Here is a 26,243-nt window from a genome sequence, read left to right as displayed (position 1 = left end):
CCGGACCGGCGGGATCCGGATCGCGACACACGAGGAGGTCGCCCATGACCGCCAAGCCGTTCGCCTCCTCCGCCGACCTGGCGGACAAGGAGCAGACCCTGGAGGTGCTCGCCGACGGGGTGTACGCCCTGACCGCCGAGGGCGACCCCAACGTCGGCGCGGTCGAGGGCGAGGACTTCCTGGTCTGCTTCGAGGCCCTGGCCACCCCGGTCGCCGCCCGCGCCTGGCTGGCCCGGCTGCGCGAGCACACCGGCAAGCCGGTCCGCTACCTGGTCCTGTCGCACTACCACGCGGTACGCACGCTGGGCGCCTCCGCCTTCGGCGCCGAGTCGATCGTCGCGCACGAGGGCACCCGCGAGCTCATCGCCGAACGCGGCATGCAGGACTGGGCCTCCGAGCTCGGGCGCATGCCCCGGCTGTTCAGGGAGCCCGGCTCGATCCCCGGCCTGACCCGGCCGACCGTGACGTTCTCCGACCGGCTCACCATCGACCTGGGCGGGAGCCGGGGCGAGCTGGTCCTGGCCCACTGCGGGCGAGGCCACACCGAGGGCGACATCGTCGCCTGGCTGCCCGAGCAGAGGATCCTGTTCGCCGGGGACCTGGTCGAGTCGCAGGCCGCCCTCTACACCGGCGACGCCTTCCACCGCCAGTGGGCCACGGGCACCCTCGACCGGGTGGAGGCCCTGGGAGCGGAGGCGGTCGTCGGCGGGCGCGGCGCCGTCGCGCGCGGCCGGGACGCGGTGGAGGCCGCCATCGGGCAGACCCGCGGCTTCCTGACCACCATGCTGGATCGGGTCGGCCGGGTCCATGAGGCCGGAGGGACGCTCAAGGAGGCGTTCGCTGCGGCGCACGCCGCGCTGGAGCCCCGCTACGGCCGCTGGCCGATCTTCGAGCACTGCATGCCGTTCAACGTCTCGCGGCTGTGGGACGAGCTGTCGGGCGTCGAGCGCCCGGTGATCTGGACCGCCGAGAGGGACCGCCAGGTATGGAACGCGCTCCAGTCGTGATCGCCGGGGCCGGGCCGGTCGGCCTGGTACTGGCCCTGCTGCTGGCCCGGTGGCGGGTGCCCAGCACGGTGCTGGAGGCGCAGCCGTACCGGGACGCCACCGGTTCCCGGGCCATCTGCTTCCAGCGCGACGTCCTGGACGTCCTCGACCGCGTCGGCTGCGCCGAGCAGATCGTCGCCGAGGGCGTCACCTGGACCACCGGCCGCACCTACTACCGCGAGCACGAGCTGTTCGCCGTCACCTTCCCCGACCCGGGCAGGGGCGTCCTGCCGCCGTGGATCAACATCTCCCAGGCCCGCGTCGAGGAGCTGCTGCTGGCGAAGGCGGCGCACGAGCCGCTGGTCGACCTGCGCTTCGGCCACCGGGTCATCGGCTGCCGCCAGGACGCCGGCGGGATCGAGGCGGACGCCGCCACGGCTACCGGCCGGGTGAGCGTGCCGGGCGCCCACCTGGTCGGCGCGGACGGCGCCCGCAGCGCGGTCCGCAGGCTGGCCGGGATCGGCTTCCCCGGCCGCTCCTTCGACGACCTGTTCCTGATCTGCGACGTCAGGGCCGATCTGCCCTTCCCCAGCGAGCGCCGGTTCCACTTCGACCCGCCGTGGAACCCCGGCCGCCAGGTGCTGGTCCACCAGTGCCCGGACTCGGTCTGGCGGATCGACTGGCAGGTGCCGCCCGCCTTCGACCCGGCCACCGCCGACGTCGACGCCATGGTGCGCCGGATCACCGGCGACCGGCCGTACGAGATCGTCTGGCGGACGCTGTACCGCTTCCACGAGCGGGTGGCCTCCGCCTTCCGGCGCGACCGGATCTTCCTCGCCGGGGACGCCGCCCACCTGTACGCGCCGTTCGGCGCGCGCGGCCTCAACTCCGGCATCCAGGACGCCGAGAACCTGGCCTGGAAACTGGCCCTCGGCGGCGATGTCCTGCTGGACAGCTACGAGACGGAACGGCGGGCCGCCGCCCTGGAGAACCTGAAGGTCACCGGTGACACCATGGCGTTCCTGGTGCCGCAGGACGAGGCCCGGCGGGAGCGGCGGCGCTCGGTGCTCACCCGGGCGGTGAGCGATCCCGCCGCCCGTGCGCAGATCGACTCCGGCAGACTGGCCGAGCCGTACTGGTATGTGGATTCGCCGCTGACCACCGGCGGCGGGCCCGTACCGGCCGGGCCGGGTGCGGCGCGCCCGCCGCTGCCGGGGGTGCTCTGCCCCGACGGCCCGGTGACCGCGGCGGGCCGGGCGACACGGCTGCGGCGGCTGTTCGGCTCCGGGTTCACGGTGCTCACCGCCCGCGCCGATCGCGTCGAGGCCGCCCGTACGGCCTGCGCGGGCGGCGTGCCCGTCACGGTGCACGCCCTGGCCGACATCGACGCCGACGGCGTGGTGGTCCGCGCGCTGCACGCCGGCGGTGACAGTGTGCACCTGGTCCGGCCGGACGGCCACCTGGCCGCGGTGCTGCCCGCCTTCTCCGGTACGGCCCTGCGCGAGGCACTCCGGCGTGCCGCGGGAGACCCCCGCGTCCCCTCTTCCCGCTCCGGTCGGTCCGGCGGGCCGGACGGTAGTCTGCCGATCATGAACCATGTCCTGGCGACGGAGCGCCTGATCCTGCGTCCGGTGACCGTGCACGACCACGGCGAACTGCTGGCCCACTGGGCCGCCCCGCAGGTGCGGCGGTTCCTGTTCGACGGGGTGGCGCCGGCCCCGGAACAGATCACCGCGGCCATCGAGGGCAGCGTCCGGGACTTCGCCAGGGCCGGGTACGGCCTGTGGCTGATCCGCGAGGCGGACGGGTCCGGCCTGGCCGGCACGGCGGGACTGCGCCCCCTGGACGATCTCGGGCTCGAGGTCGTCTACAGCCTGGACCCCGGCGCGTGGGGCAGGGGGTACGCCACCGAGGCCGCCCGCGCCGTGGTCGAGTACGCCCTGGACACGCTCGGACTGCCCGAGGTGCTGGCCGAGGTCGACGAGGGCAACGCCGCGTCGGCCGCGGTCGTCACCCGGCTCGGCATGACCCCGTTCGCGACGGTGCCCGGCCTGCTCGGCCCGATGACCCGCTACCGCAGGACACGATGAGCCACCGGCCCGGGCGTACCGGAGCGGCGGGCGGCGGTCGGGCCGGCGGAGCACCGGTGGCGGCGGTCAGGTGCCTGATCGGTATCGTCGGATGACGGATCCTCTCGTGCCGGAGGCGAGGCGTGGACGAATCAGACCTGCGGTTCCTGCGGCGATGCGTGGAACTGGCCGCGGTGGCGCTGGAGAAGGGCGACGAGCCGTTCGGCTCCGTCCTGGTGTCGGCGGACGGGACGGTCCTGGCCGAAGGGCACAACGAGGTGGCGTCCGGTGACGGTACCCGGCACCCCGAGTTCGAGCTGGCCAGGTGGGCGGCGGCGCACCTGGCGCCCGGGGATCGGGCGGCCGCGACCGTCTACACCTCGGGCGAGCACTGCCCGATGTGCGCGGCGGCGCACGCCTGGGTGGGACTGGGCCGCATCGTCTACGCCGCGTCCTCGCGGCAGTTGTCCGCCTGGCTGGCGGAGCTCGGCGTGCCCCCGCCGCCGGTGGAGACCCTGCCGGTCAACGCGGTCGCTCCCGGCGTGGTGGTGGAGGGGCCCGCCGACGAGCTGGCCGGGGAGGTCCGCGAACTGCACCGCCGGTTCCACCGGGGCTGAGACGTCACCGGGGCGTCCGGCTCCGTGGACGGCGCCCGCCGGTCACCCCGGCGCGGGGAGGCCGCCCCGGCCGGTGAGCCCGGCGGGCTCCTCCTGGCCGAAGGCGATCACCATGTACCTGCCGTTGGCGTAGCTGACCACGGGCCGCCCGAGCATGTCTCCCACCCTGCGGGCGACCGCCTGGAACAGTTCCACCGTCTCCGGGGTGTCGGCGCTCACCCTGAACCGCCCGTGGGCGGCGAGCTGCTCCGCGACGAGGGGGGCGAAGTTCGCCTCGCCCCGGGCCTTCTCGTCCGCGCTGAGGGGGGTGCGCCGCGGCGCGGGCTGCGTGCCGGGAGGGCGGGTCATCTCGGGTCTCCTCGTGGTCGCGTTCTTCCAGAATGCACCGGCGCCTCCCGTGTCCGGGCCCGCACCGGGCGATCGGCGACCGGCCGGGGGGCGAGGGCGGGGGCGGGTCAGACCCGGGAGTCCGCCCGCGAGCCGTAGGCCGGGCCGAACACCACCAGCAGCGCCAGATCCTCGGTGACGTCCACGAAGCGGTGCTCCTCACCCGCAGGAACGAAGATCACCGCACCGGGGCCGACCTCCGCCTCACCGCTCGCCGTGGCGATCCGGGCCCGGCCCGCGGTCACCACGTAGATCTCGTCCTCGGTGTGCGGGCTCTGGTCGTCGGTCCCGCCCGCCGGGATGCAGTACGTCCCGACGGACATGTCGGGCACACTGAGGTGTTCAACCCAATCGTTGGCGGCTCCGGCTGCCGGACGCGCCCACTCCCCCGCGCCTTTGATGATCTGCATGGCGGCGACCCTACCGGCAGGCCGCACCGGCCTGGGACCCCGGCCGCGGTGTTTCAGACGACGGGATCGGGCAGCGTCTGCGGCGCCCGCCGGTGGCGCGCCCGGCGCGGCGGGTCCCCGGGGCCGCCACCGTGGTCGGGGCCGTGGCCACCGTTGTGGTCGCCACCGTGGTCACCACCGTGGTCGGGGCCGGTGCTGCGGGTGCCGGCCAGCGCGGCCAGCGCGGTCGTGATCGGCACGGCCGCGATCAGGCCGAGGGTGCCCACCACGCTGCGGACGATCTCCTGGGCGAGCACCGGGTTGGTCAGCACCTCGCCCAGAGGCTGCTCACCGACGCTGATCAGCAGCAGCAGCGGAAGCGACGCGCCCGCGTAGGCCAGCACGATCGTATTGATCACCGAGGCGATGTGGGAGCGGCCGACCCGGGCCGCGGCCCGGTACAGCCGGGCGAAACCGTAGCCGGGGTTGGCGTGGGCCAGCTCGGCGACGGTGGCGGCCTGGGTGACGGTGACGTCGTCCAGCACGCCGAGCGAGCCGATGATGATGCTCGCCAGCAGCAGCCCTTCGGTGTTGATGCGGTAGCTGGTGTCCAGGTAGAAGGAGCTCTCGTCGGTGATGCCGCTCAGCTGCACCATGCCGATCGCGCCGTAGGCCAGCGCGCCGGTCAGGGTCAGGCTGGCCACGGTTCCCACGATCGCCACCGAGGTGGTGACGGTGAAGCCGTGGGTGAGGTACAGCACGGTCAGCATGATCGCCGCTGCGCCGACGACGGCCACCAGCAGCGGCGGCTCCCCGGCCAGGATCGCCGGGATGACGAAGGCCAGCAGCAGCACGAAGGTGACGGCCAGCCCGATCAGCGCCATCACCCCGCGCCAGCGGCCGAAAGAGATCACCGCCAGCGCGAACGCGGCGCCGGCCAGCCACAACGGCGAGGACCGGTCGTGGTCGGAGATCTGGTACGGCGGCACCTCCAGCTCGCTGTCGGGGGTGTGGATGAGCACCACGTCATCGCCGGCGGCGAAGCGCTGCGCGCCCGGACCGCTGGGCAGCGGGGCGGTGACGCGCTCACCGGACTGCGGACCGCCGGTCAGTTCGACGCGGGCCTCGCCGCAGGTGGCCGGGTCCGGCGGCGCCGGCGCGCTCTGCGGCGCGCCTTCGAGGGGCGGTTCCTCCGGGCAGGGGGTGAGGGTGATGGACAGGACGGTCCCGTTCACCCGCTGCAGCGTCGGCTGCTGGGCGGTGGAGGCGGGCTCGGCCGGCCACAACCAGACCAGCGCCGCCACGGTGGCGACCGCCAGCGGGACGATCACGGCGAGGATCGCCCCCACCGTCGCCCGCGAGCCGGCCGGTGCGGGGCGATGCGGGCCGTGGGAGTGGTTGGCGCCCATGGGCGAGGCTCTCCTGAGGCGGGTAGGGGCGGGATGGCGATGCCGTACGGTCGCCGGCTGCGGGCGGTCCGGGCAACCGTCACCGTGCGCCCGCCGGGGGGTGCCGCGGCCGACCGCACCCGTGACGCATCAATTTAACTCATGCCTGCGTGTCGTCAGGGACACCCGGCGGCCGTCGAGCCCGAGCCGGGAGCGGTGCTCTGACCGGGGTAGCCCAGCCGGGCGGAGAGCCGGGCGGTGACGTCGAGCAGGAGCGGGACGCAGTCGTCCACGCGGGGCTCGAAGCGGGTGATGGGGCCGCAGACGCCGACGGCGGCGACCACGTGGCGGTCGCGGTCGAAGACGGGGGCGGCGACCGAGGCCGCGCCGACCTGGCGCTCGCCGAGCGAGACCGCGTACCCCCGGGCGCGGATCCCGGCCAGCTCGGCGCGGAGCTTCTCCGGGTCGGTGATCGTCGTCTCGGTGATGGGTTCCAGTCGGTGCCGGGCGAGGTATCCGTCGATCTCCTCCTCGCGGAGGAAGGCGAGGACGACCTTGGAGGAGCTCCCGGCGTGCAGTGCGTACGGGATGCCGAGCGTCACCTCCATCCGCAGCTCCTGCTCGGGCACCACCTGGTCGGCGTAGAGGCGGGTGTCGCCGCGCCGGATCGACAGCGTCGCCGTCTCCCCCGTCCGCGCGGCCAGGCGGCGCAGCTCGGGGCCGGCCATCGCCCGCAGGTCGGTGCGGGCCAGGTAGGCCCGGCCGAGGGCGATCGCGGCGTGGCCGAGGGTGTATCTGCGGGTCACCGGGTCCGCGGCGATGAGCTCGCGGTTGCGCAGCGCGGTGAGGATGCGGTGCACGGCGGCCTTGGTCAGGCCCAGCTCGGCCGCGATCTCGGTCACACCCAGGTCGGGGCGATCGCTGCGGCCGAACAGGAGCAGCACGTCCATCGCCCGCTCCACCGCGGCGATCGACCGGCTCTGGTTCTCGGGCTCGTCGGCTGGCACGACGCCAGTGTAGGGCGAAGGATTTCCCGATGGGAAACACCCCGTCGCGCCCCCTTGGAAACCCGAGGGTGCGCGTTTCCCATCGGCGTTGACATGCCCGGACTCCAATCGTTACCGTCTGCGTTACAACGTTTCCAACAGTGAAACGGTGGTCGGAGTGGATGCGGATTTCCTGCGCGACGTGCCGGCCCGGTGGGCGCCCTGTCGTGATCAAGACGGTTCTTCCATGAGTCAGGGGGTCGTCCCATGATCGGCGAACGTCTCGTCGAGGACATGACCGATGCCGAGCGCGAGCGCGCCGCCCGGGTCGAGACCGTGCTGCCCGCGCTGCGGGAGGCGGCCGGGGAGGCCGACCTGCTCGCCGCCTTCCCCGCCGGGCACGTGGGCCTGCTGCGCGAGGCCGGGCTGCTCGGCCTCGTGGTGCCCGAGAAGTACGGCGGCCTCGGAGGCACGCTGCGCGACCTGGCCGCCGCCACCTACGCGATGGGCACCGCCTGCCCCTCCACCGCGCTGGCCTACTTCTTCCACAACACCAGTGCCTCCCGCGGGCTGCTGCCGCTGGAGGCGATCGACGCCGGGCTGTTCGGCGAGGAGGAGATCCCGCCCGTCCGGGCGTTCGCCGAGAAGGTGCTCACCCGGATGGCGGACGGGGCCTGGCTGGCCAACTTCGCCTCCGAGTCGGTGAAGAGCTCCACCGCCAACATCACCATCGCCACCACGGCCCGCAGGGCGGAGGGCGGCTGGGTCCTGGACGGCGAGAAGTCGTTCGGCTGCGCCACCGGCGTGGCCGACCACTACCTGACCACCGCCAGACTCGACGGTTACGACACCGCCGAGGGGCTGGCCACCTTCTTCGTCCCGCGCGACGCCGCCGGGGTGAGCGTGCGCGACGCCTGGGACGGCCTGGGCATGCGCGCCACCGCCAACAACGGCATCCGGCTCGCCGGGGTCTTCGTCCCGGACGACGAGGCGCTCACCGTCCCCGGGGCCTTCACCCGGATGCTCCGGATGAGCAGGGGCAGCTTCGTGGGCAACCAGCTCGCGATCGCCGCGGTCTACGCCGGATGCGCGCAGAACGTCTACGACCACACGATCGAGGCGACCACCCGCAGGACCTTCGCCGACACCGGCCGCCCGATCGCCTCCTCCCCCGTGCACCAGCAGCTCATCGGCGAGATGACCCAGCAACTGGAGACGGCCTACCTGTGGCTCCGCCACCAGCTGGACCTGGAGACCGGAGATCCTCCCCGGCGTCCCAAGCAGGAGGTGTTCAAGCAGTGGCGCCTGGGCAAGGGGTCGGTCACCGAGGCGTGTTTCCAGGTGGCCCTGGGCGCCTTCAAGGCGGGCGGCACCTCGGGCGCGATGATGGGCGGCGTCGTCGGCCGCGCCCTGCGGGACCTGGCGATGGGCCTGGTGATGACCTTCCCGGCCGAGCGCGGCAGGCTGGAGGCCGCGCAGATCGTCACCTCCGCCAAGGAGAACGAGCTGTTCGCCACGGCACCCGCCCGCCCCTCCCGGGAGGACTCGTGATCGACCTGCCGGAACCACGCGACCTGGTCGCCGGGACCTGGAGCCCGGCACACGAGGACCTCGGCTTCGACCTGGAGGACCCGGCCACCGGTGAGCCGGTGGGCCGGGCGCGGGCGAGCCGTCCGGAGCGGATCGAGCGGGCGCTCGGCGCCGCGGAGGCCGCGGCGCGGGAGGCCGCGTCCTCCTCTCCCGCCGTCGGGCCCGAGACCCTCGACGCGATCGCCGACGCCCTCGACCGGCGGCTCCCGGAGATCACGGCGCTGGAGGCCTGCGCGACGGGCGTGCCGATCCGGCAGGCCGCGCCGCTCGGCGCGATCGTCGGCGGATCCTTCCGGCTGGCCGCCGGGCAGCTGCGCTCGGGGGCGCTGCTCGGCTCGGCCGTGCGCGAGGACGGCCGGCGGGTGGAGGTCCACCGGCTGCCGCTCGGCCCGGCGCTGTGCCTGGTGCCGTGGAACGCCCCGGCCCCGATGGCGGCGCACAAGGTGGCCAACGCGCTGGCCGCGGGCTGCCCGGTGATCCTCAAGGTGAGCGAGTTCGCCCCGTACGGCTCGCAACTGCTCGCCGAGGTGGTCGCCGAGCACGTGCCCGAGGGCTTCTTCCAGTTCGTGCACGGCGGCCCGGAGACCGGGGCCCGGCTGGTGGGCGACCCCCGGATCCGGGCGGTCTCCTTCACCGGCGGCCTGCCCGCGGGGCGGTTCGTCGCGGCCGCGAGCGCGCCCCTGATGCGCCCCGTCCAACTGGAGCTCGGCGGCAGCAACCCGCTGGTGGTCCTGCCGGACGCCCCGGTGGACACCGCCGCGCGGATGGCCGCCGAGCTGCTCACCACGCTCAACGGGCAGTGGTGCCGCGCCCTGGGCCGCCTGGTCGTGCCCCGCGCGATGGAGCGCGAGCTCCTCGGAGCCGTGGGCGAGCGCCTGGCCGCCCTCGTCGCCGGCCCGCCGCTGGAGGAGGCCACCGACTTCGGCCCGCTCGTGCACTCCGTCCACCGCGACCGGGTCCGCGGGGCCGTCGCGGGACTGCCCTCGGCCTCCTACGGCTCGATGCCGGGCAGGGGCAACTTCCTCGCCCCCACCCTGGTCGCGGGGGATCTGGAGCACGAGGTCTTCGGCCCGGTCGCCGGGGTGGTCGCCTACGACGACGTCGAGGAGGCGGTCCGGCTGGCCAACGCGGTGCCGTACGGGCTGGAGGGCTACGTGTGCGGCGCGGACGAGGAGGCGGCGCTGGCGGTCGCGCGGCGGATCCGTGCGGGGGAGGTCAAGGTGAACGGGTCTTCGGTCATGAGCCTGCACCTGATGACCCCGCGCCCGGCCTGGGGCCTGTCCGGGCTCGGCGAGGAGGGCACGGCGGAGACGCTGAGGTTCTTCACCGGTGCGCGGGTCGTCGGGGTGGAGGGCGGTTTCGCCCTGCACTCCGGCGGCTGAGCGCCTCCGGGGCGCGGGGAGGAGACGCGGTCATGACCGGAGCCGCAGGGCAGGCCGCCGGGGTCGTCGTGGCGGGGGCCGGTCCCGTGGGGCTGACGGCCGCGCTGGTGCTGGCCAGGCGCGGGGTGGCGGTGACCGTGCTGGAGGCCGGCGAGGAGCTGTCGTCGGAGTCGCGCGCCTCCACGTTCCACCCTCCGACGCTGGAGATGCTCCACGACCTGGGCGTGCTGGAGGCCCTGCTGGAGCGCGGCCTGGTCACGCGGACCTTCCAGTACCGGGACCGGGCCGGCCGGGTGCTCGCCGAGCTGGACCTGGGCGTGCTGGCCGGTGACACGCCCTACCCCTTCCGGGTGCAGTGCGAGCAGAGCAAGCTGACCCCCGTCCTGCTGGGGGAGCTGGCGGGCCTGGCCGAGGTGCGCTTCGGGCACCGGGTGACCGGGGTCGCCGCCCGGGCGGGCGGCGTGGTCGTGGAGACCTCGCGCGGCGAGGTGCGCGGCGGCTGGCTGGTCGGCGCCGACGGCGCGCACTCGGCGGTACGGCGGGCGCTGGGCGTGCCGTTCGAGGGCATCACCTATCCCGAGCGGTTCCTCGTCGCCTCCACCGGCGAGGATCTGGCGGAGCTGCTGCCGGGTCTGGGCCCGGTCGCCTACGTGTCCGACCCGGTCGAGTGGCTGGTGCTGCTGCGCACCCCCGACCACTGGCGGGTGCTGCTGCCCACCCCCTCCGGCACCTCCGACGCCGCCGAGCTCGGCCGCCTGCCCTCCCGGCTGCGGGGCGTCGCGGACCCGGGGCGGGACTGGAAGGTGGCCCACGCCTCGATCTACCGGGTCCACCAGCGGGTGGCCGCCCGTTTCCTGCTGGGCCGCGTGCTGCTGGCCGGAGACGCCGCCCACGTCAACAACCCGCTCGGCGGCATGGGCATGAACAGCGGCATCCACGACGCCGTCGAGATGGGCACGGCGCTCGCCGACGTCCTGACCGGCTCCGCGCCGTACGGCGGGCGGCCGGCCCGGCTGGAGGCGGCGGCCGCCCGCCGGCGCGCGGTCGCGCTCGACCACGTCCAGCGGGCCAGCCACGCCAACTGGGAGAGGATCCGCTCCGGCGGCTCCCGCGACGGGGAGCTGCGGGCGCTGGCGGCCGATCCGGCGGCGGCGCGGGCGCACCTGCTCCGCTCCTCGATGATCTCCGCCTTCCGGCCCGGAGGCCCGGCGTGAGCGCGGCCGCCGGGCTGATCGAGCGGGAGAACCCGGCCCGGCCGGACGAGATCGTGGGGGCGGTCCGCGTGACGGATCCCGCGGAGGTGGACTCCGTCGTGCGGCGGGCCGGCGAGGCGTTCCTGGAGTGGTCGCGTCTGCCGCCGGCCGGCCGCCTGGCCGCGCTGGCCGCCTCGGCCGACGCGCTCGCCGCCCGCAAGGACGCGCTGGCGGTGCTGCTGGCCCGGGAGTCGGGCAAGCCCGTGGGCGACTGCCGGGGGGAGATCGGCTTCGCGGTCTCCTACCTGAGGTGGCTGTGCGAGCGGGCCCCCGGCGTCCTCGCCTCACGGGAGGTGGACGACGGGGCGGGACGGCTGGCGGTGCGGCGCGCGCCGTACGGGGTGGTCGCGGCGGTCACGCCGTGGAACGCGCCGGTCATCCTCGCGGTGCTGAAGCTGGGCCCGGCGCTGGCGGCGGGCAACACGGTGGTGCTGAAGCCCTCTCCGCTGGCCCCCCTCGCGGTCACCGAGGCGGCCGGGCTGTTCCCCGGCACGTCCGTCGTCCACGGCGGGCCGGAGACCGTCCGGGAACTGGTCGGCCACCCCCTGGTCCGCAAGGTCGCCTTCACCGGCGGGGCGGCGGCGGGGCGGGAGATCGCCGCGGCGGCGGGCCGCGGCGGCAAACCGGTGCTGCTGGAGCTGGGCGGCAACGACCCGGCGGTCTTCCTTCCGGACTTCGCGCTCACGGAGGCCGACTTCGAGCGCCTCGTCATGGCGTCGTTCGCCACCTCCGGCCAGGTGTGCATGGCCGCCAAGCGGCTGTACGTCCCCCGGCACCGGGCCGGCGACTTCGTCGACGCCTACGTCGCCGCCGCCCGCCGCGTCCTGGTCACCGGCGACCCGCTCGATCCCGGCGTCACCATGGGCCCGGTCGTCTCCGCCGAGGCCGCGCGGCGCCTGGAGGCGCTCGCCGAGGACTCCGTCCGGCGCGGCGGCACGGCCGTCCCGCTGGGGACCTGGGCCGCCCGCCGTACCCGGGACCCGGCCGCCGCGATCGTCTCCGGGCGTGGCGGAGACAGCGGATATGGGCACGGCGGATACGGACACGATGAGTACGGACGCGATGAATATGCGCACAGCGGCTATTTCGTGGCTCCGCGCCTCGTGCTCGGCCTGGCCGACGACGCTCCGCTGGTGGCCGGGGAGCAGTTCGGTCCGCTCGTGCCGCTGCTGCCCTACGACGACGAGGACGAGGCCCTGGCCCGCGCCAACGCCTGCGAGCTCGGTCTGGGCGCCTCGGTCTGGTCGGCGGACGAGGAGCGGGCCTTCGCCTTCGCCGCGCGGCTGGAGGCGGGCTTCACCTTCGTCAACACCCACAACCGCACGGGCATGTCGCTGCGCGCCCCGTTCGGCGGGACCAAGCAGAGCGGGTACGGGCGGGAGTACGCCGACGAGGGCCTGCTGGAGTACGTGCAGAGCGCCGTGGTCCACGCCCCGGCGGCTTTCCGCCCCGGCGGCCCCGGCATGCCCGCCGGGGCCTATCCCGGCTGAGGGGACGCCGGAGACCGGCGGGGCGGGCCGCCGCCCGGGACTCCGGCCGTCCGAGGCTCCGACCGTCCAGAGCTTTGGCCGTCCAGAGCTTTGGCCGTCCGGGGCTTTGGCCGTCCGGGGCTTTGGCCGTCCGGGGCTTTGGTCCCGTCAGGTCGGCGGCCCTCCTGCCGATGGAGTCCCTGTGAAACCGCTCCCCCCGCTGAGAAGCGCCCTCTACGTCTGCATCGACAACGACACCGGGCACCGCTCCCGGCTGGAGGCCGTCACCGACGAGGGGATCGTCATCGCCGCGCCCGCGGACGCCGCCCATCTCGAGGCCGTCCGGGCCGGCAGCCATCTGACGCTGTTCTGGATCAATGCCGAGGGGCGCATGGTGATCCCGGTGCGGTTCGCCGGCGTCAGTCCCGGCCCGCCGGAGCGCTGGAGGCTGCACCCGCTGGGCGAGGTGCGCCGGCTCGGGCGGCGGCGGCACGAGCGGGGCGGCGGCGGGGAGAGGATGCGCGTCTCCACCTACACCACCCAGCCCGCCATCGTCTTCGACAGCACGTTGCTGGACCTCAGTGAGAAAGCGCTGCGCTGCTGGGCGCCGGCCTTCGACATCGCCGTGGGCGAGCAGGTACACGTCCGGGCGGTGCTCAGCAACGGGCTCCTGAGCCAGACCGGCACCGTCACCGTCGTGCGCGAGGCCCCCGACGGGCTGGGACAGCACATCGTGGTGATGTTCCGGTCCCCGTCGGCGTCCACCGTCCAGCTGATCCGCCGGTACCTGTTCGCGTGGGAACCCGTGCACCGCCGTACCCGGCGGGCCGGGGAGGAGCACGGGTGAACCGGGTTCAGGACTCGTGGTCCACGACGGCCCGGGCCACCAGGCGCGGGCGGAGCCAGGCGGACGCCTCCAGGTGGGCGGGGTGGCTCTGGTAGCCGCGCAGGTCGTCGACCGAGTCATGGGTGGTGACCAGGCACAGGTCGTAGGAGACCTCGGAGCGGACGACGTCCAGGCCGACGGTCAGGGAGCGGATCTGCCCGACCGTCCCGCCGAGCCCCTCCAGGAGCCGCCCGGCCGTGACCGCGTCGGCCGGATCGGCGAACTTCATCAGTACGACATGGGTCAGCATGAGGACTCCTGGACAGATCATCGTTTTCGCGAGAGTCTACTTTTGGAAACAACGTTTCTCTAGGAGTAACGGAGGGTTCCATGGTGCGTGTGGCCGCCGCGCAACTGGAAGCGGGCACGGATCCGGCCGCCAACCTGGCCGCCTGCCTGCGCGTGATCGACGCGGCGGCGGAACGGGGCGCCGAGCTGATCGTGCTCCCCGAGTTCTGCAACCACCTGTCCTGGTACGGCGGCCGCGACCACGCCCGCCGGATGGCGTGCCGGATCGGGGACGCGTTCCTCGGCGCGGTCTCCGAGCGGGCCGCCCGGCACGGCGCGTACGTCAAGATCGGCGTCACCGTCGCCCGCGACGACGGCCGGATCACCGGCACCGGCCTGCTCTACGGACCGGACGGCACCCTGCTCGGCGAGTCCGACAAGCAGACGCTGATGGGCGCCGAGAACGACCACCTCGCCCCCGGCTCCGCCGCTTCCCCGGTGATCGAGACCCCGATCGGGCGCCTGGGGATGTACGCGTGCATGGAAGGCGTGATCAACGAGGTCTGCCGGTCCCTGGCGCTCAGAGGCGCCCAGGTGCTTCTCAACAGCCTGAACTCGTTCGCCGTGGACGAGGCGGACCTGCACGTCCCGGTCCGCGCGGCCGAGAACCGGGTCTGGGTGGTCGCGGCGAACAAGGTCGGCCCCCTGCTTCCCGCCGCCGAGCTGCCGGCGATCGCGGGCAGGCTCGGCGTGCCGCCGGAGTGGCTGCACGGCGCGGGCGAGAGCCAGATCGTCGCGCCGGACGGGACGACCGTGGCGAGGGCGCCGCGGACCGGGGAGGCCGTGGTGGTGGCCGACATCGACGTCCGCCTGGCCGACGGCAAACTCCGCCCGGACGGCACGCACGTCCTGGCCGCCCGCCGCCCCGAGCTCTACTCCCCCGTCGCGGCCGAGCCCGCGGGCCGTACGGCCCCGCCCGGCGCGCCCCGGCTGCGGGTGGCGGTCGTCCGGCCGCCGGGCGGCGAGCCCGAAGCGGCCGAGCGGATGGTCGCCGGGGCCGCCGCCGGGGGCGCGGAGCTGATCGTGCTGCCCGAGCTGTGCGGGATGACGGTCGCGGAGACCTCGCGCGCCCTGCGGGGAAGCACGGCGCACGCCGTGCTGAGCGTGCGGGCCGGGAGCGCGCACGAGGGCGTGCTCGTCGACGGCGCGGGGGTGGCGGGGCGGCAGCGGCAGCTGCACCCCTCGGCCCGGCACCCGTGGGCGGGCGACCTGGGGGCCGGGCTGGAGGTCTTCTCGCTGCCCTGGGGACGCCTGGCGATCGTGGTCGGCGACGACGCGGTGTTCCCGGAGACGTTCCGGCTGGCCGCGTTGCGGGACGCCGACGTGGTGGCGGTGCCGTTCACGCCCTCGGAGCCGTGGGAGCTCCGGCTCGGCCTGCCGGAGCGGGCGGCGGAGAACCGGCTGAACGTGATCGCGGCCGGGCACGACGGGCCCGGCGGGATGGCCGGGGCGATCCTGGCCCTCTCACCGGACTTCACCCTCTGGACCGCCTGGGAGGGACCGTTCACCGGGCGCATCAGCCACCCGGTCGTCACCCCGGTGAAGAACGGCGAGCGCGTCGTGCACGCCGAGGTCCGCCCGGCCGAGGCCGTCAACCGCCTGGTCTCGCGCGGGACCGACCTGGTGGACGGGCGCCCGTGGCGGCTGGCCGGCGCGCTCGTCGCCGCCTCCCCGTGACGCCTTCTCCGCACGCCCTCACGTCCCGCCACCGTCGCACCCCGCTGCCGCACCCCGCCGCCGTCGCGCCGTTGACAGGCGCACCCGTTGACAGGCGCACCCGTTGACAGGCGCACCCGTTGACAGGCGCACCCATTGACACGGAGGGCCCGCCCTCCCAGCATTGGAAACACCGTTTCGCAGAGTGGACCAGGAGTTCCGGTGAAGGAAACGCTCCAGCACGTCGAGCAGATGGTCGACGCGTCGCCGGTCACGGACGTGACCGGGACGTTCCAGCGGTGGGAGCGGCTGCTCGCCGAGCTGAAGACGGAGATCGCATCCCGGTTCGAGCTGGCCAGGGACCCGTCCACCGAGGACCTCGAGTCCTACGGGGACCCGGGGAACGGGCCGGGCGGCAGGCTGGCCGCCTACACCGGGCCGGAGGTCGACTGGATGGTCCACTCGTGGATCGGCGACCCCGGGAGCGGGTTCGTCAACATGCACCTGACGGTCTGGCTCGGCCCTCACGTCCGCGTCCCGCACCTGGCCATCGCGCTGCTGCTGTGGCCGGAGGGCTGGTTCTACACCGACGCCGTCCCTCGCACCGACCTGACCGCCGACGCCGCCTACTTCGACCGGTACTACGCGCCCGGCGAGGCCGCCTGGCTGGCGCACCGGGAGGAACACCCCGACTTCACGTGGTTCACCAGCCGGTCGGCGTTCATCCGCGCCGGACTGTCGCCGACGGCCTACTGCTACTCCTTCCCGCCGACCGGGACCAACCTCGGCGTCGTCGAGGAGATCCTGCGCGGGCGGGTCGGGCGGTGGCTGGCCTGGGTGGACGGGGCGGAGGCCGTACCGGCCGGGGAGCGGGCCGCCCTGGCCGCGCGGGACCTGGCCGTCCGGCGCAACATCGCCGAACGGGACCCCGCGAACGTGATGGGAGTGCGGATGTTCGGGCAGGAGACGACCGACAGGCTCGTGCGCGCCCTGTGGGGCGGCGACCGCGTCCTGCCGAGGCCGTCCGGGGAGCTCGGGTGAGAACGATCCGTTCGTTGTGGTGGTCCGCCCGTACGGACGGCCGCGCGCCGTTCGACACCGCGCACCTGAAGGTCTACTACCCCGCCACCGCGCGGGGTGACGACGCCGAGCGCCTGACCGGGGTGTTCCCGCCCGATCCCGCCGGGGCGCCGTACCCGGTGGCGCTGTTCCTGTCCGGAGTGAACGTCGGGCAGGACTCCTACCGGCGTCTCGCCTGCCTGCTGGCCGCCGCCGGGTTCGCCGTCGTCACCTTCGACCGGGTCGGGGAGCTGTTCGGCGGGCGGTACGGCCTCACCCCCGGGGTCGACCTGGAGGCGGCCAGGCCCGGCACGTACGGCTCCCGCCCGACATGCCCGACCGTCTCCGCGCTGCTGGGGGCGCTGGAGGAGCTCAACGCCGAAGGACCGCTGAAGGGCGCGCTGGACCTGGAGCGGGTGGCCCTGGGCGGGCACTCGGCCGGGGGCACGGTGGCGCTCCAGTCGGCCCGGTTCTTCCCGCAGGTCGGGGCGGTGTTCGCCTGGGGCACCCACACGATGGTCGCGACCATGCTGGGCTGGCCGCCGGGGACGGTGCTGCCCGCCCAGGTGGCCGGGCCGGTGCTGCTGGGGGTGGGCACGGAGGACGGCGTGATCGACGGCAGCGCGGACCGCTACGGCGAGGACGCGGCGGCCCGCCGGGATCCCGTGACCCGTACCTTCACCGAGGCCCTGCCCGAGGGTGACCACGTCCTGGCGGTCTTCGAGGGCGCCAACCACTTCTCCGTCGCCGATTCGGCCGATCCGACGGCGGCCCGGGCGTTCCTCGACCGCCCGGCGACCTCCGACGCGCTGGAGCCGTTCGCACGGCTGGTCGCCGCGTTCCTCGGGGTCCACCTGCGCCGGGACCCGGCGGCGCGGGCCGTGCTGGACCGGTTCGACGCGGCGACGCTGATCCGGAGCCGATAGGAGCGCGAGCATGCTGAAGAACTTCTGGTACGCACTGGAGTTCGGCCACCGGGTCGGGCGCACGCCGGTGAAGGCGACCTGCCTGGGCCAGGACTTCGTGCTCTACCGCACCGGCGACGGCACGGCCGTGTGCCTGTCCGACCTGTGCGTGCACCGGGGCGGCGCGCTGTCGATGGGCACGGTCTCCGGCGACTGCGTGGTCTGCCCCTACCACGGCTGGGAGTACCGGCCGGACGGGGCGTGCGTGAAGATCCCGGCCAACCCGCCGGGGCGGGGCGTCCCGAAGAAGGCCCGGGTGGACTCCTACCCGACGGTCGAGCGGTACGGCATGGTCTGGGCGTTCCTCGGCGACCTGCCCGAGGACGAGCGCCCGCCCGTCCCGCACATCCCCGAGCACGGCGACCCGGCCTTCCGCGCGGTCCACTACGAGATGGAGATCGCGGCCAACTACGAGCGGACCTTCGAGAACGTGGTGGACGCCGCGCACACGCCGTTCGTGCACGGCACCGCGTTCGGCAACCCCGACAGGCCCGAGGTCCCCGACTTCGAGATCAAGCAGGACGACTGGTCGGCCGAGGCGGACATCCTGCTCAGCCCTCCCCCTCCCGGCGGGCTGTGGAGCCTGCTGGCGCGGCGGCGGCCCCGCCCGGAGTACGTCACCGTGACCAACGGCTGGTACCTGCCCAACGTGGTGAAGCTCCACGTCCGCCTGCCGTTCGGCGACCTGATCCTGTACGACTTCAACATCCCGCTCTCCCAGGACCGGACGCTGATCAAGATCCTGGGTTACCGCAACTTCTTCACCGGCAGGTGGGCCGACGGCAACGCGGTCAAGCGGATCGAGAAGATCCTGCTGCAGGACAAGCCCGTCGTGGAGTCGCAGCGCCCGGAGCTGCTCCCCTTCGACCTGCCCGACGAACTGCACATGCGCAGCGACGCCCTGCAGGTGGCCTACCGCAGGCGGCGCGCCCAGCTGATCGGGCAGGGCTGGTGGGTGGGCGGCGACGACATCGTCACCGGCGACGGCCCCCGCCGCCGGGCCACCGTCATCCCCTCACCCGCCCGCCGCGACAACCCCGAGCTGGCCCGCGCCTGGGTGCACAAGGCCCGCAGCGGCGCCGGAGCGGCCCCGGCACGGGATCCGGCTGGGGAGCCGGAGCCGTCCGAAGAAGCCACCCCCTGACCCGTACCGGGTCGGGCCTTCCCGCAGGGAGCCGTTCTCCATGAGTCTTCCCGCCGCTCTCAGCGAGCGGACGCTGTCGGCCCTCACCGAGGCGCTCGGCCTGGCGGTCGCCGAGGATCTGCCGCTGACCGGCCCGATGTCGCCGGAGCCCGCCGGACGGCTGCGGGTCCTGCGGGGCGGGCCGGTCGACAAGGCCGTGACGGTCAGCCTGGTCGTGCCGGCGATCGGGCTGGACAGCCACATGCTCTTCGCCTTCACCCCGGCGGACTCGGCGGTCCCGCACTTCACGCTGGACGCGGTGCGGTCGCCGGACCACCACGCGATGCACCTGGACCTGATCCCCCGGGCGGACCTGGCCGTCCACCTCGACTACCTGGACGCCTGCTTCCTGCCGCTGACCGGGCCGCTGGAGCACGCCTGGACGATCGACGGCCTCTCCCCCGCGGCGGTCGGCCCGCGCCAGCGGGCCATGATGTCGCCGTGGATGGTGGTCTGCCGGGCCACCGAGCAGGCCTTCGCGGCCCTCGACGGCACGGTCGACGCCTACCTGGCGCACTGGTTGTCGCTGGTCGGCACGGGCGTGCCCGGGGTCGGAGGCGACCCGGCCGCCCGGGACCGGGACCAGCGGGCGAACCTGTTCAGCCCCGAGGTGGACCCGGTCTGGCACCAGGTGGCGCGGCTGCTCGGCGAGGAGCAGGCGGAGCGCGTGCGCGGGGAGCTGGTGGCATGACCGGGAGCGGAACCGCCGGCACGGGCGCGGGAGCCAGGACCGTCGTGGTCACCGGCGGGACCCGGGGCATCGGCCTCGGGCTCGTGCGGGCCTTCCTGGAGCGCGGTCACCGGGTCGCGCTGTGCGGCAGCCGCGAGGAGACGGTGGAGAAGGCGATCGCGGGGCTCCCCGGACCCGAGGTCCTGGGCCTGGTCGCCGACGTCACCGACCGGGACCAGGTGCAGGCGCTGTGGGACGGGGCCGCCGGGCGCTTCGGGCGGGTGGACCTCTGGATCAACAACGCCGGGGTCTCGCACACCCGGGCCCCGCTCTGGGAACTGCCCGACGAGGAGATCCGCGCCGTGGTCGGGACGAACCTGGTGGGCGTGCTCAACGGCTCGGCGGTGGCGCTCGCCGGGATGGCCGCCCAGGGCCGCGGCCATCTGTGGAACATGGAGGGCCTGGGCAGCGACGGCCGGGCGGTCCCCGGGCTGAGCGTGTACGGCTCGACCAAGCGGGCGCTGACCTACCTGACCCGGGCGCTGGTGAAGGAGGTGCCGCCGGGGGTGTCGGCCGGGCTGCTCAGCCCGGGGATGGTCGTCACCGGCCTGCTCACCCGCGACTACGACCCGGAGGCCTTCGCGAAGGCCAAGAAGATCTTCAACATCCTGGCCGACCGGGTCGAGACCGTCGCCCCCTGGCTCGCCGAGCGGGCGCTCTCGCAGGCGCGCAACGGCGCCCACGTCCGCTGGCTGACCCCCGCCAAGATCGCGGCCCGCTTCGCGCTGGCCCCCGTCCGCAGGCGCGACCTGTTCTCCGGCGGGGAGTAGCGGTGGGGCACACGACGGATCACCACATGGAACATGCGGCGGAGCACGCCGTGGGCCGCCCGGCCGCCCCGGCGGGCGGGGACGCGGTGGACTACCCGGCCGCCCTCGCGGTCGAGGACTTCGTCCCGGTGCTGCTGACGACCGCGGGAGTGCTGCTGCTGGCCCGCCGCGCCGGCCCCGCCGCCGCCGCCCGGCGGATCGTGGCCGCGGCGGCCCTCATCGGGGCGGGCGGCCTCGGCAAGGCCGTCTGGAAGCTGGTCATGGCCCTGGACGGCCCGGACCTGCCCTGGCTGGAGGCGCTGCTGTTCCCCCTGCTGACCCTGGGCTTCGGCCTGCTGGCCTGGACGCTCGCCGCGCCGGACGGACCGGCGCCGCGATGGGTGGCGGTCCTGGTGCCCGGGCTGACCCTGGCCTGCGCGCTCGGCGCCGTCCTGTCCGGCCGGACGATCCCGATGCTGGTCAGCGCCTCGGTGTTCGCCACGGTCTGCGGGGTCCACCTGATCGCCGCCGCCCGGCGCCAGGGCGACCCGCTCGCCGCCGGGCTGTTCGGCGTGCAGCTGCTGGGATTCTTCGTGCTCGGCCCGCTGGCGGCCCGTCCCGACCAGACCGTCGCCCTGCAGTGGGCCGAGCAGCTGTGCAACACCGCCGCCCAGGCCGCCTTCGCGGTGGCGGCCTTCCGGCTGGGCCGCATGCGATCGGAGGTACCGCGATGACCGACGCCCTCGGCTGGCGCGCGAAGTTCGGAGTGATCGCCCCGTCCACCAACACGGTCGTCGAGCCCGACTTCTACCGGATGACGGTGCCCGGGGTGACCGCGCACATCGGCCGGATCCACATCCGCGACCAGGACATGGACGGCGACGCGGGCATGGAGCGGCTGCTGGAGCAGATCCGCGGGGAGATCGGCGCGGCCTGCGAGCGGGTGCTGACCTGCGAGCCCGACTACATGGTGATGGGGATGTCCGCCGAGACGTTCTGGGGCGGCGTCGAGGGCAACCGGCAGTTCGTCCGGCAGATCCACGACATCACCGGGCTGCGGGTGGCCACCGGCGCCGAGGCGTGCGAGCGGGCGCTGAAGCTGTACGGCGCCCGCCGCATCGGCGTCGTCACCCCCTACCAGCCGGTGGGCGACGCGAACGTGACCCGGTTCTTCGGCGAGATCGGCTTCGAGGTGGCCGCGATCCGGGGCCTGCGCTGCCCCACCGCCGTGTCGATCGCGCACGTCACCGAGGCCGAGCTGCGCGCGGCCCTGGTGGAGGTGGACGGCCCGGACGTGGACGCGCTCGTGCAGTGCGGCACCAACCTGTCCATGGTGGGCCTGGCCGACGAGGCCGAGCGGTGGCTGGGCAAGCCGGTCATCGCCATCAACGCCGCGACCTGGTGGATGGCCCTGCGCGACAACGGCATCGGCGACCGGGTGGACGGCGCGGGCTCCCTGCTGCGCGAGCACTGACCCGCCGGGCGGCCGCGCCGGCGGGGGCCGTGCGGCCGGGGACGGCCCCGGCCGCACGGACGGTCAGCGGGCGGGCGGGGGCCAGGTCCCGGCGCGCCCGAGCTGGGCGGGGAGCCGCGTACCCAGCTCCTTCTCGATCAGGGCCGCGGCGGCGAGCACTCCGGGCAGGTCGGCCCCGGTCCGCAGGCCGGAGCGGTGCAGCAGGTAGAGCAGGTCCTCGGTGGCGATGTTGCCGGTGGCGGCCGGGGCGAAGGGGCAGCCGCCGATGCCCCCGGCGCTGGCGTCCAGGGCCGCGGCCCCCGCCTCCAGGGCGGCGACCGCGTTGGCGTAGCCGGTGTTGCGGGTGTTGTGGAAGTGGAAGCGCAGCGGCGCGGCGGTCACCTCGCCGACCGCCTCGGCCAGGCGGCGCACGTCGGCGGGGACGCCGACGCCGATCGTGTCGGCCAGTGCGACCTCCTGGGCGTCCGGGCAGCGCCGGACCAGGCCGGCGACGCGGGCCGGGTCCACCTCGCCCTCGAACGGGCAGCCGAAGCTCGCCGCCACGGTGAGCGTCACCGTGAGCCCCGCTCCGCGCGCCCGCCCGGCGATCACCCCGAAGCCGCGGACCGCGTCGTCGACGGACATGCCCTGGTTGCGCCGCGAGAAGGTCTCGGTGGCCACCACCACGGCGTTGACCTCGTCCACTCCGGCGGCCAGCGCCCGCTCCAGGCCGCGCTCGTTCAGCACCAGGCCCGCGTACCGCACCCCGGGCACGCGCGGCACGCGCGCCATGACCTCCTCGGCGTCGGCCATCTGCGGCACCCGCCCCGGGTGGACGAAGCTGACCGCCTCGACGCGCCGCAGCCCGGCGGCGACCAGCGCCTCGACGTAGGCGACCTTGGCGGCGGTGGGCACGGTCACCGGCTCGTTCTGCAGGCCGTCGCGCGGGCCCACCTCGATCACATCGACGTCTGTGGATTGCATACAACCCCTTGCGATAGAGAGGTCATTTCTCCATCATGGTGGCAGCAGAACCGGAGGAATGTACACATGTCAGTGGTCGATGATCTCAGGAACCTGATCCTGAACGGCCGGTACGCCCCCGGAGCCAGACTCGGCGAGGTCGAACTCGCCGAGACGCTCGGCGTCAGCAGGACCCCGGTCCGCGAGGCGCTCCGGCGTCTGCAGGCCGAAGGGCTCGTGGAGGTCGCCGCCAACCGGGGCGCACGGGTGGCGCAGTTCCCCGCCGGGGATCTGGAGACGGTCTTCGAGCTGCGCGCGCGGATCGAGGGCCTGGCCGCCCGCCAGGCCGCCGCCGTCGCGACCGCCGAGGACGCCGACCTCCTGCACGAGACCGCCGTCACGCTCAGGGAGCACGCCGGGCGGCGCGACCTCGACGCCGTCTACCGGCTCAACGCCGACTTCCACCGGAGCCTGGTACGGCTCGGCGGCAGCGCGGTCCTCGCCCAGTCGCTCAGCGCCCTGGTCCACTCCCCCGTCCTGCTGCGCACCTACGGCTCCTTCGACGCCGAGGCCATGCGGCGCAGCGTCGACCACCACGTCGAGATCGCGGCGGCCGTACGCGCGGGGGACCCGGACTGGGCCGAGGTGGTCATGCGCGCCCACCTGTTCTCCGCCCGCGCCTCGCTGCTCGGCCCCCGGCGCCGCGACGGCGGCTGACCTCCGGCCCCGTCCCGCGGGCCGGGCTCCCACACCTGCAAGGAGATTCGATGAGAGGTCTCCCCCTCGGCGACATCCGCGTCGTCGAGCTCGGGCAACTGCTCGCCGGACCGTTCTGCGGCCAGCTCCTCGGCGACTTCGGCGCCGAGGTCATCAAGGTGGAGGACCCCGGCAGGGGCGACCCGATGCGGCAGTGGGGCCGGGAGAAGCCCCATGGGAAGTCCCTGTGGTGGCCGGTCGTGGCCCGCAACAAGAAGTCCGTCACCTGCGACCTGCGCACGGCCCGGGGCCAGGAGCTCGTCCGGGAGCTGGCCGCCCGGTCCGACGTGCTGCTGGAGAACTTCCGGCCCGGCACGCTGGAGCGCTGGGGGCTGTCGCCCGAGGAACTGCACGCGGTCAACCCCCGGCTGGTGATCACCCGGGTCACCGGCTTCGGGCAGACCGGCCCGTACGCGCCCCGGGCGGGCTACGGCTCGATCGGCGAGGCGATGGGCGGCATCAGGTACGTCACCGGCGACCCCGACCGGCCGCCGTCGCGCGCCGGGATCTCCCTCGGCGACTCCCTGGCCGCCACCCACGCCTGCGTCGGCACCCTGGTCGCCCTGCACGAGCGGGAGCGCAGCGGCAAGGGCCAGGTCGTCGACTCGGCGATCTACGAGGCGGTGCTGGCGATGATGGAGTCGCTGCTGCCGGAGTGGCAGCAGACGTCCTACCAGCGGGAGCGCACCGGTCCCGTGCTGCCCAACGTCTCGCCGAGCAACGTCTATCCCACCGAGGACGGCGAGTCCATCCTCATCGCCGCCAACCAGGACAGCGTCTTCCGCCGCCTGGCCGCCGCGATGGGCGAGCCGGGCCTGGCCGACGACCCGCGCTACGCCACGCACGGCGCCCGGGGCGCGCACATGGCCGAGCTGGACGAGCTGATCGCCGCGTGGACGGCGCGGCACCCCGCCGACGACCTGCTGGCGCACCTGAACGACGGCGGCGTGCCCGCCGGGCGCATCTACACGGCCAGGGACATGTTCGCCGATCCCCACTTCGCCGCCCGCGAGGCGATCGTGCGCGTCCCGCACCCCGACTTCGGCGAGCTGGCCATGCAGAACGTGACGCCCAGGCTCTCGGCCACGCCCGGCGGCGTCCGCAGCCCGGGACCCGCGCTCGGCCTGCACAACGACGAGGTCTACCGGGGCCTGCTCGGTCTCGGCGACGAGGAGATGGCGCGCCTGCGGGCCGAGAAGGTCATCTGAGGGAACCGCCCGAACGGAGAGGACTCCGGCATGGACCATCCCGCGCACGCCCCCGGCCGGGCGGATCGCCCGGCCCGCGTCCTCCCCGACGCGGAGCCTCCGGCGCACGCCCCCTCGGTCGGGGAGCACGGGGAGGTGTTCGCAGGCTCCCTGCCGTTCGGTGAGCGCCCGGCGCTGGTCGTCGTCGACCTGATGCGCGCCTACTTCGAGCCGGGCGCCGAGCTGTACCTGGGCTCGCGCGCGTGCCTGGAGTCGGCCTCCCGGGTCCTGGCCGCGGCCCGGCGGGCGGGCGTACCGGTGGTCCACACCCGGGTGGCCTTCGGCCCGGGCGGCGTGGACGGCGGACTGTTCTTCCGCAAGGTCGCCCCCCTGCGCCACCTGGTCGGCGACGGCCCGCTCGGCGCGCTGATGCCCGAGGTGGCGCCCGGCCCCGGCGAACCGGTGATCGTCAAGCAGTACGCCAGCGCCTTCTTCGGCACCACCCTGGCCTCCACGCTGAACTCCCTGCGGGTGGACACCCTCGTCATCACCGGGGTCTCCACCAGCGGCTGCGTGCGCGCCACCGCCGTCGACGCGATCCAGCACGGCTTCGTGCCGATCGTCGTGCGGCAGGCGGTGGGCGACCGCGACCCCCGGCCGCACGAGGCGAGCCTCTTCGACATCCAGGCCAAGTACGGCGAGGTCTGGGAGGAGGCCGACGTGCTGGCCCGGCTGCGCGCCTGACCGCGCGCCCGGCGGCACGCGACCGGCGGCCCGCCGGGCCGGATGGGCGCGGGCGGGACCGCGCAGGAGACACCGGGCCCCGGACCGGCGGCGACGGGATGCGGTCCGCAGCGTCGAGATCCCGGGCGCGGGCCACAACGACCGCGTCCTCCTGGACGGCCCCGAACTGGTGGACGCGGTCCTGGACCTGGCCGGCCGGGTGTCCTGACGGCCCGGCGGCGGTGCGGTCGGGCTCCGCCCCGGGCCGTCGGGTGAACCGGCCGCCCGCGGGAGGAATCACCGCCGTGAGGCCTCCTCGGGGGAGTCGGACCGCGGACGGGCGGCTGCCAGGATGCCCGCCACCAGCACCGCCTCGCCGATGTTCCCGGCGATCGGCGCCCGGGCCGCCAGAGCGGACGCGGCCGTCATCACCAGGGCGGCGACCAGCAGCCTGCGGGAGCCCGTGGCGATCAGCAGCCGGACGCCGGCGGCCAGCAGGCCGAGGCAGGTCAGGACCGCCGCGACCGGTGGACCGGGCGGCGCGGCGGTGTTGACGTAGCGCAGGGTGCCGGCCCAGCGTTCGGGTTCCAGGACGACGCCGAAGACGTCGAAGGACGCGTCGTAGGCGATCAGCGCCAGCGCGACCGCCCAGACCGCGGCGGCGGCGGCGGGCCGCGCGGCCCGGGCGATCGACGCCCGGCGCAGCAGCGACAGCCCCCAGACCAGCAGCAGCGGGGTCAGCAGGGCGTGACCGGCGAACCTCGGCAGATTCAGCGCCCGCAGCAGCTCTCCCTCCCCGATCCACCGTCCGGCGCCGATGACCGCGTTGTCGTAGGCGAGCATCACCGTCAGCACGGCCGGGATCAGGTCGGCCGGCCGGCGCCGTACGGCCAGCACCCGGACGAAGCCGGCCAGGAAGACGAGCTGGGTCATCCCGATGAGCAGGAACGACACCGAGAACACGGGGCTCCTTGGGGGACGGGGCCGGCGCGTCCGGCACGACCGGATGTTTCCTACGTTGTAACACCGTCTCTTCAAAGGAAACAAGAAGGCACCGGAGGCGAATGGGGAGACGGCTGCGCCCGACGGCCTCACCGCCGCGGCGACCACCGCGGCGGCCGCTCGCCCG

At 74.6% G+C, this 26,243-nt stretch carries 26 protein-coding genes; 19 read left to right on the top strand and 7 right to left on the bottom strand.

Annotation, left to right across the window (positions count from 1 at the left end):
* Window positions 1-44 precede the first annotated feature (44 nt).
* The 3 genes from FHS22_RS28700 (at window position 45) to FHS22_RS28690 (ending at window position 3,672) form a co-directional block, all read left to right on the top strand.
* A complete protein-coding gene (locus tag FHS22_RS28700; protein WP_184946722.1) occupies window positions 45-1,007 on the top strand; it encodes an MBL fold metallo-hydrolase in 963 nt (320 codons plus the stop codon).
* Window positions 986-3,076 carry a GNAT family N-acetyltransferase gene (locus FHS22_RS28695; protein ID WP_184946720.1) on the top strand — a complete coding sequence of 697 codons (2,091 nt, stop codon included), beginning with the start codon at window positions 986-988 and terminating at the stop codon, window positions 3,074-3,076. The genes FHS22_RS28700 and FHS22_RS28695 overlap by 22 nt, the downstream gene beginning before the upstream one ends.
* Before the next feature lie 122 nt (window positions 3,077-3,198).
* Window positions 3,199-3,672: a nucleoside deaminase gene (locus tag FHS22_RS28690; RefSeq protein WP_184946719.1), complete on the top strand. Its 474-nt coding sequence runs from the start codon at window positions 3,199-3,201 to the stop codon at window positions 3,670-3,672.
* Between the two features lie 42 nt (window positions 3,673-3,714).
* On the opposite strand, the gene FHS22_RS28685 is transcribed toward FHS22_RS28690, so the two are convergent.
* The 4 genes from FHS22_RS28685 to FHS22_RS28670 all read right to left on the bottom strand — a co-directional run bounded on the left by FHS22_RS28685 (window position 3,715) and on the right by FHS22_RS28670 (window position 6,843).
* On the bottom strand, window positions 3,715-4,020 hold the full coding sequence (locus FHS22_RS28685) for a hypothetical protein (RefSeq protein ID WP_184946717.1): 306 nt from the start codon (window positions 4,018-4,020) through the stop codon (window positions 3,715-3,717).
* A 107-nt stretch (window positions 4,021-4,127) separates the two neighbouring features.
* A complete protein-coding gene (locus FHS22_RS28680; RefSeq protein WP_184946716.1) occupies window positions 4,128-4,469 on the bottom strand; it encodes a cupin domain-containing protein in 342 nt (113 codons plus the stop codon).
* A 53-nt stretch (window positions 4,470-4,522) separates the two neighbouring features.
* Window positions 4,523-5,857, bottom strand: coding sequence for a YibE/F family protein (locus FHS22_RS28675; RefSeq protein ID WP_221474234.1), 1,335 nt, complete (start codon window positions 5,855-5,857; stop codon window positions 4,523-4,525).
* 155 nt (window positions 5,858-6,012) lie between these two features.
* Window positions 6,013-6,843, bottom strand: a complete 831-nt coding sequence (locus tag FHS22_RS28670; RefSeq protein ID WP_338048000.1) for an IclR family transcriptional regulator — start codon at window positions 6,841-6,843, stop codon at window positions 6,013-6,015.
* Window positions 6,844-7,089: 246 nt separating this feature from the next.
* Here FHS22_RS28670 and FHS22_RS28665 point away from each other — a divergent pair, with 246 nt between their 5' ends.
* The 5 genes from FHS22_RS28665 to FHS22_RS28645 all read left to right on the top strand — a co-directional run bounded on the left by FHS22_RS28665 (window position 7,090) and on the right by FHS22_RS28645 (window position 13,363).
* The gene (locus tag FHS22_RS28665; protein ID WP_221474233.1) at window positions 7,090-8,373 is read left to right on the top strand and encodes an acyl-CoA dehydrogenase family protein; all 1,284 of its coding nucleotides are present in this window, start codon (window positions 7,090-7,092) and stop codon (window positions 8,371-8,373) included.
* Complete coding sequence (locus FHS22_RS28660; RefSeq protein WP_184946715.1) at window positions 8,370-9,794, top strand: aldehyde dehydrogenase family protein; 1,425 nt, start codon at window positions 8,370-8,372, stop codon at window positions 9,792-9,794. The genes FHS22_RS28665 and FHS22_RS28660 overlap by 4 nt, the downstream gene beginning before the upstream one ends.
* Window positions 9,795-9,826: 32 nt before the next feature.
* Window positions 9,827-11,008 (top strand): FAD-dependent oxidoreductase, encoded by a 1,182-nt coding sequence (locus tag FHS22_RS28655; RefSeq protein ID WP_184946714.1) that lies wholly within the window; start codon window positions 9,827-9,829, stop codon window positions 11,006-11,008.
* The gene (locus tag FHS22_RS28650) at window positions 11,005-12,537 is read left to right on the top strand and encodes an aldehyde dehydrogenase family protein (RefSeq protein ID WP_338047999.1); all 1,533 of its coding nucleotides are present in this window, start codon (window positions 11,005-11,007) and stop codon (window positions 12,535-12,537) included. Before FHS22_RS28655 ends, FHS22_RS28650 begins: the two co-directional genes overlap by 4 nt.
* 181 nt (window positions 12,538-12,718) lie before the next feature.
* Window positions 12,719-13,363 carry a PilZ domain-containing protein gene (locus FHS22_RS28645; protein WP_184946713.1) on the top strand — a complete coding sequence of 215 codons (645 nt, stop codon included), beginning with the start codon at window positions 12,719-12,721 and terminating at the stop codon, window positions 13,361-13,363.
* Between the two features lie 7 nt (window positions 13,364-13,370).
* On the opposite strand, the gene FHS22_RS28640 is transcribed toward FHS22_RS28645, so the two are convergent.
* A complete protein-coding gene (locus tag FHS22_RS28640; protein WP_184946712.1) occupies window positions 13,371-13,652 on the bottom strand; it encodes a Dabb family protein in 282 nt (93 codons plus the stop codon).
* Window positions 13,653-13,732: 80 nt separating this feature from the next.
* Between FHS22_RS28640 and FHS22_RS28635 the strand changes: the two genes are divergently transcribed.
* The 8 genes from FHS22_RS28635 to FHS22_RS28600 all read left to right on the top strand — a co-directional run bounded on the left by FHS22_RS28635 (window position 13,733) and on the right by FHS22_RS28600 (window position 21,506).
* A complete protein-coding gene (locus FHS22_RS28635; RefSeq protein WP_184946706.1) occupies window positions 13,733-15,367 on the top strand; it encodes a nitrilase-related carbon-nitrogen hydrolase in 1,635 nt (544 codons plus the stop codon).
* A gap of 201 nt (window positions 15,368-15,568) precedes the next feature.
* Window positions 15,569-16,387 carry an oxidoreductase gene (locus tag FHS22_RS28630; protein ID WP_184946704.1) on the top strand — a complete coding sequence of 273 codons (819 nt, stop codon included), beginning with the start codon at window positions 15,569-15,571 and terminating at the stop codon, window positions 16,385-16,387.
* Complete coding sequence (locus FHS22_RS28625; RefSeq protein ID WP_338047998.1) at window positions 16,384-17,331, top strand: alpha/beta hydrolase family protein; 948 nt, start codon at window positions 16,384-16,386, stop codon at window positions 17,329-17,331. The genes FHS22_RS28630 and FHS22_RS28625 overlap by 4 nt, the downstream gene beginning before the upstream one ends.
* 10 nt (window positions 17,332-17,341) lie before the next feature.
* Window positions 17,342-18,514, top strand: coding sequence for an aromatic ring-hydroxylating dioxygenase subunit alpha (locus tag FHS22_RS28620; protein WP_184946700.1), 1,173 nt, complete (start codon window positions 17,342-17,344; stop codon window positions 18,512-18,514).
* Window positions 18,515-18,554: 40 nt separating this feature from the next.
* Window positions 18,555-19,244, top strand: coding sequence for a hypothetical protein (locus FHS22_RS28615; protein WP_184946698.1), 690 nt, complete (start codon window positions 18,555-18,557; stop codon window positions 19,242-19,244).
* The gene (locus FHS22_RS28610; RefSeq protein WP_184946696.1) at window positions 19,241-20,053 is read left to right on the top strand and encodes an SDR family oxidoreductase; all 813 of its coding nucleotides are present in this window, start codon (window positions 19,241-19,243) and stop codon (window positions 20,051-20,053) included. Before FHS22_RS28615 ends, FHS22_RS28610 begins: the two co-directional genes overlap by 4 nt.
* Before the next feature lie 26 nt (window positions 20,054-20,079).
* Window positions 20,080-20,766: a hypothetical protein gene (locus tag FHS22_RS28605; RefSeq protein WP_184946694.1), complete on the top strand. Its 687-nt coding sequence runs from the start codon at window positions 20,080-20,082 to the stop codon at window positions 20,764-20,766.
* Complete coding sequence (locus FHS22_RS28600) at window positions 20,763-21,506, top strand: maleate cis-trans isomerase family protein (protein ID WP_184946693.1); 744 nt, start codon at window positions 20,763-20,765, stop codon at window positions 21,504-21,506. Before FHS22_RS28605 ends, FHS22_RS28600 begins: the two co-directional genes overlap by 4 nt.
* Before the next feature lie 63 nt (window positions 21,507-21,569).
* Here FHS22_RS28600 and FHS22_RS28595 read toward each other — a convergent pair whose 3' ends face one another.
* Window positions 21,570-22,469 carry a hydroxymethylglutaryl-CoA lyase gene (locus FHS22_RS28595; RefSeq protein WP_184946691.1) on the bottom strand — a complete coding sequence of 300 codons (900 nt, stop codon included), beginning with the start codon at window positions 22,467-22,469 and terminating at the stop codon, window positions 21,570-21,572.
* A gap of 66 nt (window positions 22,470-22,535) precedes the next feature.
* Here FHS22_RS28595 and FHS22_RS28590 point away from each other — a divergent pair, with 66 nt between their 5' ends.
* The 3 genes from FHS22_RS28590 to FHS22_RS28580 are packed head-to-tail and all read left to right on the top strand — an operon-like array spanning window position 22,536 to window position 25,135.
* Window positions 22,536-23,165: a GntR family transcriptional regulator gene (locus FHS22_RS28590; protein WP_184946689.1), complete on the top strand. Its 630-nt coding sequence runs from the start codon at window positions 22,536-22,538 to the stop codon at window positions 23,163-23,165.
* Window positions 23,166-23,215: 50 nt separating this feature from the next.
* Window positions 23,216-24,412 (top strand): CaiB/BaiF CoA transferase family protein, encoded by a 1,197-nt coding sequence (locus FHS22_RS28585; protein WP_184946687.1) that lies wholly within the window; start codon window positions 23,216-23,218, stop codon window positions 24,410-24,412.
* A gap of 30 nt (window positions 24,413-24,442) precedes the next feature.
* Window positions 24,443-25,135, top strand: coding sequence for an isochorismatase family protein (locus FHS22_RS28580; RefSeq protein ID WP_184946685.1), 693 nt, complete (start codon window positions 24,443-24,445; stop codon window positions 25,133-25,135).
* Window positions 25,136-25,411: 276 nt separating this feature from the next.
* Here the strand turns inward: FHS22_RS28580 and FHS22_RS28575 are convergent, their stop codons facing one another.
* Window positions 25,412-26,077 (bottom strand): hypothetical protein, encoded by a 666-nt coding sequence (locus tag FHS22_RS28575; protein ID WP_184946684.1) that lies wholly within the window; start codon window positions 26,075-26,077, stop codon window positions 25,412-25,414.
* Window positions 26,078-26,243 lie beyond the last annotated feature (166 nt).

The organism is Thiemannella venezuelensis, from assembly GCF_014203605.1.
GTDB lineage: Bacteria > Actinomycetota > Actinomycetes > Streptosporangiales > Streptosporangiaceae > Planomonospora_A > Planomonospora_A venezuelensis.
The sequence above is the reverse complement of the archived record's forward strand: the minus strand, read 5'-3'. Positions and strand labels throughout refer to the sequence as shown.